This window comes from Alistipes onderdonkii, assembly GCF_025145285.1.
In the GTDB taxonomy this organism is placed as follows: Bacteria; Bacteroidota; Bacteroidia; order Bacteroidales; family Rikenellaceae; genus Alistipes; species Alistipes onderdonkii.
Genome location: NZ_CP102251.1, coordinates 3,594,954 through 3,609,554, shown reverse-complemented (window position 1 = coordinate 3,609,554; position 14,601 = coordinate 3,594,954). Strand labels below are relative to the sequence as shown.

The following is a 14,601-nucleotide window of genomic DNA, read 5'->3' as shown; positions in this document are numbered from 1 at the left end:
ATCGAATATACGAATATGAAATTCCATAAGCTATATATTGCAGCGATAGGCGCCGCCTCGATGGCGATGGCGGGGTGCGAGCTCGATATCGTCAACTCCGACCAGCTCAACACGACGAACATGTGGGTGGACGAAAGCGATGTCACGGGCGCGACGACGGGTATCTATTTCGAATTGCGCAACGCCTTCCGGCAGAATTACACGAACCAGTTCTTCTGGGGCGAACTGCGCGTCGGGCCCGCCATGTGGGATCGCGGTACGAACCGTTCGCTGATGGACTCGGACATGCTGGAAGTACTGCACAGCCTGCTCAACGGAGGCACGTCGTCGGTAAGCTGGACGAACCTCTACACCTGTATCAACCAGTGCAACTCGGTGATAAAGTACGCGCCGTCGGTCGAAATGTCCGACCAGACGCGCAGCTACTGCCTCGGGAACGCCTATTTCGTCCGGGCATACGTCTACTACTGGATCGCCCGCGTATGGGGCGACGCACCCGTCATCCTGACGCCCACCGAGAGCACCGGGCGGGAGATCTACCCTTCGCGTTCGCCCAGGGCCGAGGTCTACGCCCAGGTGGCGCAGGACATCGAAAGCGCGCTCACGCACATCACTTCCAACGCCCAGGGCTGCTATTATGCCACGGTGGACAACATCAACATGCTGAAGGCCGACTTCGCGCTGTGGATGTACGCCGTACAGAAAGGCGGCGATTCCTACCTGACGATGGCCGGGGAGGCGCTCGACGCCGTTACGCGCACGCCGCTGCTCGGCAAGTTCGCCGATGTGTTCGACGTGAAGAACAAGGCCAACAAGGAGATCGCCTTCGCGCTGCATGTCGATGCGACGAACGAGGTGCATTCGGCCAGCTACATCCAGCGCTTCATCTGGGGCTCGACGCAGGTCAAGGCCTCCTACCGCAACGTCGAGGGCGGCGTGCCGGTATCGAGCAACCAGTGGTTCTGTTATGCGGACGAATTCATCGGCGAACTGAAACGGAACAAGGAGCAGAACAACGACCAGCGCAGCGACGTGACCTATATGGAGCGCACGGGCGTGAGCGACATGTACGAAAAGGTCGGATGGCCCAACAAGTTCACGGGCGACTGGTCTTCGGGAACGCTGCTCTACGACGACGACCTGATCCTCTACCGGTATGCGCAGTACTATATGTTCCGTGCCGAGCTGTACTATTACAGGAAACAGTACAAGGAGGCACTCGGGGAGCTGAACGTGGTCGCCCAGCGCGCCTACGGGAAGGCGGACTTCTACACCTCGGCCACGCAGCAGGACGTGCTCGAAGCGCTGGCTGCGGAGAACCGCTGGGAATTCGCCGAGGAGGGCAACCTGTGGTTCACCTACATCCGCCTGGGTTACATCGACACCTACTGCCCGCTCAAATACTGGCCCAATACGGGTGTCGAGGGCGGCGTGGGCGGTTCGACGAACCCCAACATCTACCTCTTCCCGATCTCGACCTCGGCGATCAACAAGAACAGCAACCTCAGGCAGACCGAAGGCTGGTCTTAATCCATTTACCCAACAGAAAACTATTCAGCTATGAGAAAATTCATATCCGGCCTGCTCGCCATCGCCGCCGCGGCATTCACAGGCTGTTACGAGTCGGGCACCGATGCGGACAACACGAGCCGGGAGGCGCGCATCTCGATTTCGCCCGCCGCGATCGGGTTCGATGCCGACGGGCGGACGACGGACGGACTGGCGTTCGGCACATACATCGTGACGGTGAACCCCTACGGCAAAATGTATAGCGACTGGTATGCCGAACTGGTCGGCACCGACTGGGCCACGCTCGACTACCATACGGCCTCGCCCGACGGCGCGGTCGAAAAGGCGCTGCGGATCACCTGCTCCGCGAATACGGACTACAAGCGCACGGGAACGCTGCGCGTAACGCTCTCCAAGACGGGCGAAAGCGTCGATTTTCCGATCACGCAGGTCGGGCTCAAACCCGATGCCACGCTCACCCTCTCGACGGAATCGGACATCGAAATGATGGCCCTGGAGCCTGCCGAGGTGACTGTGGCCTTCGAGACCAACATGCCCGCCTCGACCGTCACGGCCGAGCTGGAAGAGGGCGTGGAGTGGCTCACCTGCACGCTCGACAGGGAGGCCGGGACGGTCGTCCTCGCGGCTTCGGACAACACCTCACCCACCGACATGCGGGAGGCGACGGTGACTGTGAGCGCCGGGACGGAGGATACGAGCCTCGCCACAAGGCAGATCAAGGTGCGGCAGCTGGCCAACGAAACCTACCTGTTTATTTACGGGTCGGGCATACCCCACTTTGCGGCTTTCGGCGATGCCGCACAGATGAACAAGAACGACCTGGTGTTCGGCCTCGACCACTATTTCCGCAGCGGCAAGGTGATCCTCTCGACTTCGCGTACGCCGGACGCCTATCCGCGCTATGCGCTGACGGCCGACGGCAAACTCGCCGTACTGGCCGACGCGGCTGCCGAGGCCGCGGCGCCCGAGCTCACGTTCGGCATTGCGGGGATGAACGCCCTGCGCGTGACGATCGCGCTCGACGACGACAACAACGTGGTGGCAGCCGACTCGAAGGCCGAGTTCACGCGCATCTCGACCGTGAACAGCATGCCCGAATCGGAACTGGCCGGCTACCCCACCAAGGAATACGTCACGCGTGACGGAAAGACCAAGACGTGGATGACGACCGGCCTGCACTGGAACGGCGGCGCGGCGATGGGCACCTACAAGCTGGGCAGCGGTCTGGTCGGGGGCTCGAAGACGGGCGGTTACGACGAAGCGGAGTATTCGATGCGCAACCCGGCCTATGACACCGAGGAGAACGGCGGGACGCTCAAGGAGCTGATGATGCCCGACGGCGTGACGACGCGCGCTTCGGTCTACGGACGCCTTTACAGTTCGTACGAAACGCTGACGGGCGACCCGGCCGGCGCGCTGAGCCCGGCCCTGCTGATGCCCTTCCCGCTGGGAGGCGCCGGGACGGTGGTCGTGGATGCCGTGGGCAACAGCATCACGCTGGAACCGATCCTCAAGGCCGACCTGAAAGACTACGCAGCCTCCGACGGCGGCAATACGCAGGCCGAGGCCGACCACCCGTCGCTCTCGATGCAGGTGCAGGGCATCTGTCCCTACGGCTGGCATATCGCCAACATGTCCGACTGGAAAGACCTGATCTACGCGGTGGCGGAGTCGTCGAAGAGCTATTCGGACTACCCCGTGGCGGCTGCGACGGCATCGTACGGCGCCATGACCTCGGGCAATGCGGCCAATGTGGCGGCGCACCTGCGCTGCAAGGAGTGGCAGGACGCCGAGTTCAACCCCGCGACCGCCATTTCGAACGGTGCCGAGGCCTTCGCTTTCAACCTCTACCCGCAGGGGTGGCGCCTCTACAAGAGCGGCTATGACTACTGCGCCAACTCGGGCAACGTGCGCTTCTACTGCCTGATTCCGATGATGGGACAGACCACGGCCTCGAAGATGGCCCTGTGGCGCGCCTACTGTACGACTTCGGCCGATATGGTATTCGACGACGGGTTCGACGTGGGCAACGGTTCGGGAGCCGCGGTGCGCTGTGTGAAAAATTACGAGAATTTCTGAATCCGGAGCGGGCCGGACGGGAGAACGCCCCTGTCCGGCCCGGGCTCCGGCCATGGAACGACAACGAATAAAAAAAGAAAAACCTATGAAATACTATAAAATGCTTATGCTCCTCACCCTTGTCGCAGCCGGCCTGGCGGCAGGATGCAGCGACGACGAAGATCCGCTGAAGGACTGGACGGGGCCGTCGAAGCCCGGCACCGAGATCAAAACCCCGGCCGAGGTCGGCAACCGTGTCGTCGCGCACCGCGGCGGTTCGACGGAGGCCGGGACACGGCAGTTCCCCGACAATTCGGTGGCGGCGCTCAACTATGCCATCGGGCTGGGCTGCTACGCGTCGGAGTGCGACATCTACCTTACGAAGGACGACGATGTCGTGGTGGCGCACGCATCGGCGGGGTGTTACATCAACAACCTCAAGCCGTGGGAGCATACGCTCGCCGAACTGCGTGCCGCCGGGACGCTGGCCAACGGGGAACAGCTGCCCTCGCTGGCCGACTTCATCGACGTGGTGCTCGAGGCGGGAACCACGCGCCTGTGGCTCGACGTGAAGAACATTACCATCGACGGCAAATCGACCGAAGAGGGGCGCGAGGCTTCGGCCAGGGCGTGCGAGCGGGCGTGCGAGATCATCGAAGAGATGGGCGCGCAGAATTTCTGCGAGTTCATCGTCACGGGCAATGCGACGAAAATCAGTTCGAGCAGCCCCGTCACCATCTGGCAGCGTTCGCTCGCCGCGGCGGGCGCCGTGGGCAGCAATGCCGGGTGGATGAGCTTCCGCAACCCGGCCGATTACATCTCCTACGGCTATCCGTGGGCGAACCTCTCGACCGAAAACCTCTATTTCGAGGGCAAGACCGTGAACAAGAACGGTTATTCGGTGCAGAAATTCCTCGATGCGGGGCTGAAGCTCAGCGTATACAATGCCGACCTGGATGTCGACATGGATTACTACCTGGCCTACAAGGACAAACTCTACGCCATCTGCACGAACTACCCCCGCAAGCTGCTGGGCAAATGGAACTGACCGAACCGTTCCGTATCCTGCCCGGCACCTGTGCCGGAGGTACGGCCGGGATGATATCCGGGCTTTGAAGCCCGGATATTTTTATTACCTTTAGCCCTGCGCAGCTTCGTCCTCGACCCGTATTTCCCGGGATTCCAGAAAAAATGCACTTTTTCGAAAAAAAAGTGAAAACAGACTAGGTATTTTTGTGCCTATGGCTGTATAGTATAGGTAACACCCTAAAAGTATACATATTGGAACGCCATACAGATACCCCTACCATAACCGATATGGAGAGACTGCTATACAGATACCTCGTCCGCCGGACGAGCGGGGCCGAAGACCGGGAGGTATATGCCTGGCTCGAAGCCTCGGAGAAGAACCGCAGCCTGTTTTTCGAAGTCGCGGCCGTATGGAGCGCACACAGGACGCTCATCTCCCCCGCCACCGGCGAGCGCTGCGATGCCATGCTACGGCGGCTCAACGCGCGTATCGACGCCGACGACGCCATGCAGCGCCCCGCGCGGTTCGCATGGCGGCGTTGGATGTCCGCAGCGGCTGCGGCAGCCGTGGTCGTGATCGCGGTCGCGGCAGCCTGGCTGGCAGGTCTGCGCTTGCCGGAAGCCGGGCGGTTCCAGTCCTATGCCAACCATACCGGCGACGTGGCCGTCCTGCATCTGGAGGACGGGACGCAGGTGTGGCTGCAAGACGGCACCGAGTTGCGCTATGCCGTAGGCAAGGGGGACGGGGAGCGGATCGTGCGGCTCGACGGCGAGGCCTATTTCGACGTGTCGCACGATGCGCGGCATCCCTTCGTCGTGGAGACCCGCGAGCTGGCGATCCGGGTGCTGGGCACGGCCTTCAATGTCCGGGCGCTCGCCGGCGACCCGTTCACGGAGGTGGTGCTCGAACGCGGCGCCGTACGCCTCGAAACCCCCGGCGGCGACAACCTCGTGCGGCTGCATCCCAACCAGCGGGCCGTGTACGACGCCCGGATGGGCGACATGGAGGTGGCCGAAATCAACGCGCCGCTCTATGTGACCAGGCGTTACAACCTGGTCACGATGAAGGGCGCCACGATCACGGAGATCATCGCCGGCATCGAAAAGAGCTACGGCGTACGCATACGCATCATGTCGCCCGACGACGGCAAACGCTACGACATCAACTACCTGCGGAGCAATTCGCTCGAGGAGGTCGTCGACATCGTCGAGTTCATGACCGGAACGCATTGCGAGGTGATCCGCAACGAATGATACGGGGCCTGCGGCCGACCACCGCAGGCCTTTTGCACCGCACAACCCGGAACACGCTTCACGAACCTTAAAATATGAAGAAAAATTCCATCCCCAAGCTGGAATTGGTATTTCTTCTCCTGTTGACCGGCATGTGTCCGCAGGCCCATGCTACGGATGACGGCAGAAATGCCTCGCCACAAAAGACCTACGCTGTGGATCTCACGCTCGGATCCGCAACGGTGCTGACCTTCACGGAGGCCGTCACCTCACAGACGGGCGTACTGTTCTCCTACGAATCGGCACTGTCGCAGATGCCGCTCGGCGACGTGTCGGTGCATGAAACCGCGGCGCCGCTGGAACATATCCTGGAAAAGGTATTCAAGGGACGGGGATTCCGTTACAAGGTCGTCGACCGCATCGTGGTGCTGACCTACGACACGGATTCCGCGCGTTCGCAGCTGGTACTCGTGACGGGGCGCGTCAAGGACGGCTCGGGGATGCCGCTGGTCGGCGCCTCGGTCGTCGTGAAGGATACGATGCGGGGCGTTTCGGCCGGGGCGGAGGGCAATTACCGGATCTTCGCCGATCCGGAAGCCACCCTCGTTTTCTCGTACATAGGCTATGCCGACCGGGAGGAACGCATCGGGACGAGGTCGGCCATCGACGTCGTACTGGAGGAATACGAAGCCGTGCTCGAGGACGTGGTGGTGGTCGGATACGGCACGCAGTCGCGCAGGACGGTGACTGCGGCCATCAGCAAATTCGACGGGCATCTCCTGGAGGGTATCCCCGTCAATTCGGTCGGCGACGCCCTGAAGGGACGCATCCCCGGCGTGAGGGTCGCCACGACCGATGCGACACCGGGCGCAGACCCCAAATTCCTGATCCGCGGCGGATCGTCGATCAACCAGTCGAACGACCCGATCGTGCTGGTCGACGGCGTAGTCCGCGAAATGGCCGGGCTGAACCCCAACGACATCGAATCCGTTTCGTTCCTCAAGGACGCCGCGGCGGCGGGCATCTACGGTTCCCGCGCGTCGAACGGCGTGATCCTCATCACCACGAAGAAAGGTTCGAAACACCTCGGCCCCCGGATCGTATTCGAGGGGCAGTGGGCCTGGGCGTCGCCCGCCACGAAGTTCGACCTGATGAACGCCCGCGATTACATCCTCATGGTGCGTCCGGCGCTCATGGAGGGGTATTGCGGCGGCATGGATCCGGCATCGGTGCTGGGCGGCGAACAGTCGGCAGGCACGGGCAATACGGCCAAATCGCTCTGGACGACCCGTTACCTCCGGCCGGACGAACCGGTTCCCGCCGGCTACCAATGGGTCGAAGACCCGGTGAACCCTGGGCGCATCATCGTATTCGAGGACAACGACCAGCAGAGCCAATGGTTCGGCGACGCATGTTGGCAGAATTACTACGTCGGCATCGACGGGGGCGGCGACAACATCCAATACGCCGCCTCGGCGGGTTATACGGACGACAGCGGGATCGGGATCACGACGGGCTATTCGCGCTTCACGTTCCACGGCAACACGACCTTCCAAGTGACGCGGCGGCTCAGGGCCTTGACGACATTCGACTATTCGCAGATCGAGCAGCAGACCTTCGAGAGCGCGCCGCTCAGCCTGCGCAACTCGGTCATACGCGGGCTCTCCGTCCCTAACACCCACCGCGACTGGTACGGCGAGGAGGCGGGCGAGGAGCTGGCGGGCACGCCCGCGCTGGGCACCAACAACACGACGATACCGGCCGCCTACTACGCCTATTACTACCACAATGCCGGGTCGACGATCAAGCGTTCGACGGCCACGATCAACCTCGACTGGGAGGTGTTCGACGGGCTGCGCCTGGTCGGGCAGTTCACCAACTACAACCGCCATACGCGCAGCTATTTCTATGTCGAGGACAACCCCACGACGGGCTCGAACATACGGCCCATGAAGGAGGGCTTTTCGGAGACTAACCGCATGGATTTCCAGGCCTATGCCGACTACAAGGGTACGTTCGGCAACGGGCACCGCCTGGGTGCCGTGGCGGGCTACGAATACATGCTCGACAAACTCAACAGCTTCGACGTGCGGGTGCAGGGCGCCGTGTCGGACAAGCTGCCCGTGCTCGACGCCGGGACTTCGAACATCGCCAACTATCCGAAGAGTACCCGCACGCGGGAGTGCCTGATCTCCTATTTCGGGCGTGTGAACTACGACTACGGCGGGCGTTACCTCTTCGCCGCGACGATGCGCATCGACGGTTCGTCGAAATTCGCCGCAGGCCACCGCTGGGGCTATTTCCCGGCGGCATCGGCCGGATGGGTGGTCAGCAAGGAGGGGTTCTGGCCCCAAAACAGTGCGGTCAGCATGCTCAAGGCGCGCGTGAGCTACGGGCTGACGGGCAACAACGGGATCGGGCTGTACGACACCTACGGCAGCTACAACTCGCTCTACACCTACAACGGCAACGCGACCACCACGACCAATACGATGCCCAACAACGGCCTGATCTGGGAGAAGACCCTCCAGTTCAACGCCGGCATCGACCTCGGGCTGCTGGACAACCGCATCACGCTGGCGCTCGACTATTACAACAAGGAGACGCGCGACCTGCTGTTCGACGTCAGCCTCCCCAATACGACGGGCTACAATTCGGTTTCGACCAACCTGGGGCGCGTCAGGTTCTACGGCACGGAGCTGTCACTGTCGTCGGTCAACATCGACCGCAAGGGTTTTTCGTGGAGGACGGATTTCACGTACAGCTACAACATGAACCGCGTGCTCGAACTGCCCGACAACGGCAATCCCCGCAACCGCATCAACGGCATCTCAGTCGGCGACGGGAGCCAGTTCGGGGGCATCGCCGAGGGCGAGCGCATGGGGCGTATCTTCGGCTATGTCGCAGAGCGCATCATCGAGACGCAGGAGGAGGCCGACGCGGCCCGGTACGACACGCAGTCGCGCGGCTACCGGCGCAGCGACCGGCGGCAGATAGCCGGGCGCAAGGACATCGGCGACTACGAGTGGAAAGACCGTCCGGGATCGACGCGCATGGACGGCCGGCAGATCATCAACGCCGAAGACCAGTTCCTGCTGGGGTATGCCCTGCCCCACTCGACGGGCGGCATCGGCAATACGTTCCGTTACCGGAACTGGACGCTGAACGTCTACATGGACTATGCCCTGGGACATTCGGTGCGCAACGACATGCAGATGCGCTATTTCCAGTCGACGATGGGCAACTGCAACTACAACCTGGTGAACGAGGTGAAAAAATGCTGGTCGCAGCCGGGCGACGACACGCGCTACGCCCGTTTCACGGCCAACGATACGGACTGGGGCAACCGCAACTACGGGCGCACGTCCGACATATTCGTCGAGAAGGCCGACTACCTCTGCCTGCGCGATGTTTCGCTCTCGTGGTCGCTCCCGAAGGCGTGGCTGCGCAAACTGCACATAAGCGACGTGACGCTCACCGTCTCGGGCAACACGCTCTGCTACTGGACGGCCGTGCACGGGGTCTCGCCCGAGGCCGCGACCACCGGCGGCCTCTACACCGCGTCGTCGACCTACGACACCGGGTTCAGTCCCTACCCGCCGACACGCAAAGTGCTCTTCACGGCCAAACTCACGTTCTGACACCCTACTGCCATGAAAACGAAATTCGGAAAGATCATAGCCGGAGTCGCGCTGCTGTTCTGCGCATACGGGGCGGGCGGCTGCCACGGCGACCTGGACATCATGCAGGACAACAAGCTCTCGGCCAGCAACATGTGGAAAGAGGAGAGCGACGCCACGTCGGCCACCTACGGGCTGTACGTCTACCTGCGCAGTGCGCTCAAGAGCATGAACGACATCTACCTCTGCTGGGGCGAGCTGCGCAATGGGCTGTGGGGCCCGGGGACGCACAACACGCTCAACGGCGTCGACCAGTCGCAGGTGCGCACCAGCACCATGAGCTCGGTCAACGAGTATGCCGACTGGACGGCGCTCTACACGACGGTCAACCAGGCAAACCTGGTCATCAGGCATGTTCCTGCGATGGGGTTGAAGGAGAAACCGCGGGCCTTCTGTCTGGGGAACGCCCACTTCATCCGCGCGTACTGCTTCTTCCAGATCGCACGCATCTGGGGCGATGCCCCGCTGCCGCTCTGGGGCTACGAATCGACCGACACGGAGCTGTTCCTCGGACGCACCCCCGTATCGGAAGTGCTGATGCGCGTGGAACGCGACATTGCCGACGCGGAAAGGTACGTCGCCGATACGTCGGACAAGACCGTGGCCACGCCGGCCGCCGTGGCGATGCTGAAGGCCGACTATGCCCTGTGGATGTACCGTATGCAGGCCGGGGGCGAGGCTTACCTGGCGATGGCCCAAGAGGCGCTCGGGGAACTCGGCCTGTCGGACGCCCTGCTCGAGCCCGCGTATGCCGATATTTTCAGTTCGTCGAACAAATGCGGCCGCGAGGTCATTTTCGCCGTGCACCAGGATGTGTCGGAAGCCCTGAACGGCCCGGCCTACTACCTCGGCTGGAACGAGAGTTACGTCGAAGCGGCCTACCGCAACAACCCCGTCCCCACCACCGGGGGCAACCAGTGGTGGTGGTATACCGACACCTACCGGGCCCTGCTGCAGGCCGACCCCGCCGATACGCGTGCAGCGCTGACCTGCCGCACGGCCGATTACGGCACGGGCGGCCGCAGGATCGGCTGGACGGAGAAACTGATGGGGCGCGTGGACAACGGCACACGCATTTTCGACTCGGATTTCATCCTTTACCGCTACGGCGAAGCCTTCCTGATGGCGGCCGAAGCCCGGTATTATGGGAAGGACTACGCGGGTGCGCTCGAAGCCCTGGCACCGCTGGCCGCCAGGGCCTACGGGCGGAAGGATTACTACACCGACACGTCGCCCGAAGCCGTCCTGCAGGCGATCGTCGACGAATACCTCAGGGAGATGGTCGGCGAAGGCCGCACCTGGTGGATGCTCCTGCGCACGGACAAGATATGGGAGTACAGCGCCGACATCGCGGCGCAGCGCGACAAGAACCCCAACATACTGCTATGGCCCATCACGCAGGCGGCCATGAGCCGAAATTACAACCTCACGCAGACCGAAGGCTGGTATTGACCGCCCGGGACGGAACGCCGCCGTATAGGGGCGGCGACGGGGTTCCCGCAAGGCGGGAGGAGGAACCTGCGCCCGGGAGGCGACGTGCCTGCAACCGCGCCTGTGAACCGGCAAGAAAAATGCCGCGCCCTTTTCGGGGCGCGGCATCGCTTTTAGGAAGCGGGAGGGTCAGAAGCCTATGAAGTCGGTCTGGAGCTTCGAGGTGCGGTAGGTGTTGCCCATGCCGTCCTCCGCCACGATTTCGAAATCGGCGGTCTCGGGCGTTCCCGACGCCAGGTTCCCGTAATAGTAATGGTCGAGGTTCTTGCCCCAGGTCGTGCCCACGCTCTTGCTGTAATAGAGCACGTGGTAGGCATAGGCCCAGTAGTCGTAGGTCTTGACACGGGTCATGTCGCAGACTTTCGTGCCGTTCTGCCAGAGCGAGACTTTCCAGTTGCCCGAGGCGTCGGAGTTCCAGACGTTGGCCACGATGCACTTCGCATCGTTCATGGCCGGGGCGTTGGCCGCCCAGCCGAAGGTGAGGCTGCCCGACTTGCCGAACACCTGGGTGGCCGAATAGGCCCGGATCTGGTAGCCGGCTTCCTTGTTGGTCGACTTGTAGTACTGGTTGGCAACGGTGTTGCCCGAGATCTCGTAGACGCTGTACCCGTTCGGCGTGCCGTCGGCGCAGATGTTCGCCGTCCACCACGCACCGCAGGCGGCGCCGTGGACATGTTCGAGGATCGTCTTTCCGTTACGCTTGTGGATGTATTTCTGGTGGTAATGCGTATGGCCGATCATGATGTGCGCCTCGGAGAACCCGGACAGCAGGTCGAGCACGCCGTCGTAGTTCTCGTGGCTCTCGTCCGTCACGCTCGTACCCCCGCGGAACGGGATGTGCGCGCAGAAGATCACGAGCTTGTCCTTGTCGACGTGCGACAAGTCCTGGCGCAGCCACTCGAGCTGCTTGTCGGTGATGCCGCCCTTGTACTTTTTCTTGCCTTCGTAGAGGACGTTGTCCATCGACACGATGTGCACGTCGCCGCGGTTGAACGAATAGTTGCGCGGGCCGAACTGCGTTTCGAAATTGGCCGCAGCATTGTCGTCGGAGGTCTCGGTCTGCAAATGGTCGTGGTTGCCGATGGTCTGGAAGATGGGCAGGTTGCGATTGGCCATCGACTCCTTCATGTTGCTCCACAGGTCGGGCGTATCGAAGACGATGTCGCCGAGCGTGATGCCGTAGACCGGCGTGCCCTTGGCCTTGTAACCGTCGACCGTAGCCTCGACGTCGGGGATCGTCTCGTTGACGTAGCGGCTGATCTCGGCCGTGGTCGCACACTGCGGGTCGGCGATGCAGACCAGCGTGAAATCGCTTTCCGGGGCCGGCAGCGGCGTCAGCACGAAGTCGTGGCGGTCGGCGATGTTCTTATGGACGATCTCCGAGTAGAAGAGCGGGTAGTTGTCGGCCGACGTGTTGACGGCATACCCTGCCGGCGTGCTGTAATGTACGAAGCGCGCCTTCTTGTAGCGCTCCATCTGGTAGACGCCGTTGGCATCGGTCGTGACGCAGCCGTAGCCGTCCGACACGACCACGCCCGGGACGGGGTTCCCCGACGTGTCGGTCACCAGTCCGTAGAGGGTCGTATTGCCGTCGAGCTGCGTGCCGTTGACTTCGGTTTCGACTCCCTCGTCGCCGTCATGCCCGCCGGACTTGTCGTTGCTGCATGCCAGCATCAACGTCGCCGCCATACAGCATAATAACATGATTTTCGTTTTCATATCCTGAGTTTTTTATTGCTTATTTCCAGAGCGCGTTCTGTTCGAGGTTCGGGTTGCGGGTGATCGCCGTCTGGGGGATCGGACGCAGGTATTTCTTTTCGCCCCACGTGCGCTTGTACTCCCAGACGATATTCCCCGCGGCGTTGAGCGAGAAGGTCTGGTTGGCCCCCGTATTGGAAATGGCGATCGAATGTTCGGTATCCTCGCCCGGGCGGATGTAGAAGTCGGGTACGGGATCGCCGTTGTCGTCGGTGCTCTGCCCCGTGAAATCGTAGGTGTAGCCCGTGTTGCCGATCCAGATGCCCGTCCAGGGGTTGTTGTCGCTCGTGAGCAGGTCGCCCATGTGCCAGCGCATGTCGTCGTCCCAGCGCAGCCCCATTTCGAGGCAGAGCTCGATGCCGCGCTCACGGCGCACTTCGAGTATCCACTTGTCGGTCACGGTATTGAGGAAATAGGCCTCCATGTAGGGGTCGGCCTTGTCCGGGACGACCGGGGTCACGCCGGCACGGCTGCGCAGCTGCGCGATGGTCTGATCCCATACCGCGGCGTCCATTTCGCCCAGCTCGGCCTTCGCCTCGGCGTAGTTCAGCAGCACCTCGGCATAGCGGAGGATCGGCAGCGAATTCCAGCTCGCGGCCTTCGACAGCACGTTGTCGGCATCGTCGTCGATCGACCACTTGATCGGATGGTAGCCCGTACGGGTCACTTTCCAGTTGGGCGAATAGAGCCGTTCGCGGCCGCTGATCTTCATCTTGTAGGTCGGGCTGATGACCGTCTGCGCCATGCGGGCGTCACGGCCGTCGAACTCGCGGATGAAGTCGATGGTCTGGTAACCGTCGATGTCGGTGAACGGCGTGCCCCGGGTCGTGAGGTAGGTGTTCATGAACTTCTTGGTCATGGCGATCTTGGCACCGTAGGTCGGCGAATAGTAGTACCAGCTGGTCTCGTGGAACGCCGAGAGCTCCTTGCTGTACTCGCGGCCGAAGATCACCTCCTGCGTGAGCAGCCCGGCGCTGGTGAAGAGCGAGCGGTAGGCGGTCTTCACATCGCCCGTGACGAGCGAATAGGGCCCCTTGTCCATGATCTCCTTGGCGGCGGCAGCGGCCTCGCGCAGGAATTTGTTGTCGGCGTTATACTCGGCCTGCCACGGTTTGTCGGACGACGGCTCGCGCGAGTGGTACTTGCGGAAGGTGCCTTCATAGAGGCAGACGCGCGACTTGAAGGCCAGCGCCACCCACTTGTTGATGAGCGCCGAGCCTTTGGTGAACTTGGCGTCGGAGAGGCAGTAGGTGCTTGCGAAGGTGAGGTCTTCCAGCACTTTGTCCATGACGTACTCGCGGCTGTCGCGGGGTTTCATCATCGCCTCCTTGTCGCTGGCCGCGATCGTGAAGTCGTACCAGGGCACGGCGCCGAAGGTCTGCACCTTGTCGTAGTAGAACCAGGCGCGCCAGAAACGGGCGACGCCCTCGTAGTGGTTGTAGATCTCGTCGCTCACACGCCCCCTGCACTTGTGCATGTTGTCGAGCATGTAGTTCACGCGGCGAAGGTTCGTCCAGTTGCTCTCAGCCCATCCGGTCTGGTTGTCGGGCGAGACGTTGCCGTCGGGGCGCAGCAGGTCGGTCGGGATGTCCACGGCGCAGTAGTCGGCATAGATGTCGCCGCGCGTGATGGTTCCGTCGCCGGGGATCATCTTCTGGATGAAACCGTTGGCATAGAGTTCCAGGTCGGTTTCCGATTTCCAGAACTCGTCGCTGCCGATCTGGTCGTAGGTGTCGCGCGTCAGGAAATCCTCGCAGGAGGCCATTCCCGCAGCAGCGAGGGTCGTCAGCGTATATAGCAGTATCTTTCTCATGGTTGCTGT

Annotated in this window: 8 protein-coding genes; 6 read left to right on the top strand and 2 right to left on the bottom strand. The window is 62.2% G+C overall.

The window, feature by feature from the left end; translation table 11 throughout:
* The first annotated feature begins 15 nt into the window (after positions 1-15).
* The 6 genes from NQ559_RS14900 to NQ559_RS14875 all read left to right on the top strand — a co-directional run bounded on the left by NQ559_RS14900 (position 16) and on the right by NQ559_RS14875 (position 10,982).
* Entirely contained in the window at positions 16-1,530 is a 1,515-nt protein-coding gene (locus tag NQ559_RS14900) for a RagB/SusD family nutrient uptake outer membrane protein (RefSeq protein WP_018696011.1), read from the top strand.
* 30 nt (positions 1,531-1,560) lie between these two features.
* Positions 1,561-3,609, top strand: a complete 2,049-nt coding sequence (locus NQ559_RS14895; protein WP_018696012.1) for a BACON domain-containing protein — start codon at positions 1,561-1,563, stop codon at positions 3,607-3,609.
* An 85-nt stretch (positions 3,610-3,694) separates the two neighbouring features.
* A complete protein-coding gene (locus tag NQ559_RS14890) occupies positions 3,695-4,636 on the top strand; it encodes a glycerophosphodiester phosphodiesterase (protein ID WP_018696013.1) in 942 nt (313 codons plus the stop codon).
* Between the two features lie 269 nt (positions 4,637-4,905).
* The gene (locus NQ559_RS14885; protein ID WP_018696014.1) at positions 4,906-5,871 is read left to right on the top strand and encodes a FecR family protein; all 966 of its coding nucleotides are present in this window, start codon (positions 4,906-4,908) and stop codon (positions 5,869-5,871) included.
* A 74-nt stretch (positions 5,872-5,945) separates the two neighbouring features.
* Positions 5,946-9,491, top strand: a complete 3,546-nt coding sequence (locus tag NQ559_RS14880) for a SusC/RagA family TonB-linked outer membrane protein (protein WP_018696015.1) — start codon at positions 5,946-5,948, stop codon at positions 9,489-9,491.
* Positions 9,492-9,503: 12 nt separating this feature from the next.
* Positions 9,504-10,982, top strand: a complete 1,479-nt coding sequence (locus NQ559_RS14875; protein WP_018696016.1) for a RagB/SusD family nutrient uptake outer membrane protein — start codon at positions 9,504-9,506, stop codon at positions 10,980-10,982.
* 168 nt (positions 10,983-11,150) lie between these two features.
* On the opposite strand, the gene NQ559_RS14870 is transcribed toward NQ559_RS14875, so the two are convergent.
* A complete protein-coding gene (locus NQ559_RS14870) occupies positions 11,151-12,740 on the bottom strand; it encodes a calcineurin-like phosphoesterase C-terminal domain-containing protein (protein ID WP_026318391.1) in 1,590 nt (529 codons plus the stop codon).
* Between the two features lie 19 nt (positions 12,741-12,759).
* Entirely contained in the window at positions 12,760-14,592 is a 1,833-nt protein-coding gene (locus NQ559_RS14865; protein WP_018696018.1) for a RagB/SusD family nutrient uptake outer membrane protein, read from the bottom strand.
* Positions 14,593-14,601 lie beyond the last annotated feature (9 nt).

Bases quoted from the DNA above. Each gene is read 5' to 3' on its own strand.
- NQ559_RS14900 (WP_018696011.1), top strand. From the start codon at position 16: ATGAAATTCCATAAGCTATATATTGCAGCGATAGGCGCCGCCTCGATG.
- NQ559_RS14895 (WP_018696012.1), top strand. From the start codon at position 1,561: ATGAGAAAATTCATATCCGGCCTGCTCGCCATCGCCGCCGCGGCATTC.
- NQ559_RS14890 (WP_018696013.1), top strand. From the start codon at position 3,695: ATGAAATACTATAAAATGCTTATGCTCCTCACCCTTGTCGCAGCCGGC.
- NQ559_RS14885 (WP_018696014.1), top strand. From the start codon at position 4,906: ATGGAGAGACTGCTATACAGATACCTCGTCCGCCGGACGAGCGGGGCC.
- NQ559_RS14880 (WP_018696015.1), top strand. From the start codon at position 5,946: ATGAAGAAAAATTCCATCCCCAAGCTGGAATTGGTATTTCTTCTCCTG.
- NQ559_RS14875 (WP_018696016.1), top strand. From the start codon at position 9,504: ATGAAAACGAAATTCGGAAAGATCATAGCCGGAGTCGCGCTGCTGTTC.
- NQ559_RS14870 (WP_026318391.1), bottom strand. From the start codon at position 12,740: ATGAAAACGAAAATCATGTTATTATGCTGTATGGCGGCGACGTTGATG.
- NQ559_RS14865 (WP_018696018.1), bottom strand. From the start codon at position 14,592: ATGAGAAAGATACTGCTATATACGCTGACGACCCTCGCTGCTGCGGGA.